At 69.6% G+C, this 404-nt stretch carries 1 protein-coding gene; it reads left to right on the top strand.

Annotation, left to right across the window (positions count from 1 at the left end):
* Positions 1-18 precede the first annotated feature (18 nt).
* Positions 19-404: molybdopterin cofactor-binding domain-containing protein (locus tag GWG67_RS38885; RefSeq protein ID WP_265309165.1), on the top strand; the 386-nt coding region annotated here is incomplete at its 3' end.

Genomic DNA, 404 nt, shown 5'->3' with positions numbered 1-404 from the left:
CCCTGAAGGCCTGACGCCATGAACAGCAAGATCGATCTGAGCAACGCCCTGCCCGGCTCGCGCCGCGGCTTCCTCAAAGGCGCCGCGGTGGTCGGCCTGACCATCGGCTTCCAGTGGAGCGGAGCCCGGCGTGCCCTCGCCGCGGCCCTGCCGGACGCCGGCTTCGCGCCCAACGCCTTCCTGCGGATCGCCCCGGACGACAGTGTCACGGTGATCGCCAAGCACGTGGAGATGGGCCAGGGTGCCTATACCGGTATCGCCACCATCGTCGCCGAGGAACTCGACGCGGACTGGAGCAAGGTCCGCGTGGAAAGCGCGCCCGCCGACGCCAAGCGCTACGCCAACCTGGCCTTCGGCACCATGCAGGGCACCGGCGGCAGTTCGGCGATGGCCAACTCCTGGAT

Origin of the sequence: Bradyrhizobium sp. CSS354 (assembly GCF_029051725.1) — a bacterium.
Classification (GTDB): domain Bacteria; phylum Pseudomonadota; class Alphaproteobacteria; order Rhizobiales; family Xanthobacteraceae; genus Bradyrhizobium.
The sequence above is the reverse complement of the archived record's forward strand: the minus strand, read 5'-3'. Positions and strand labels throughout refer to the sequence as shown.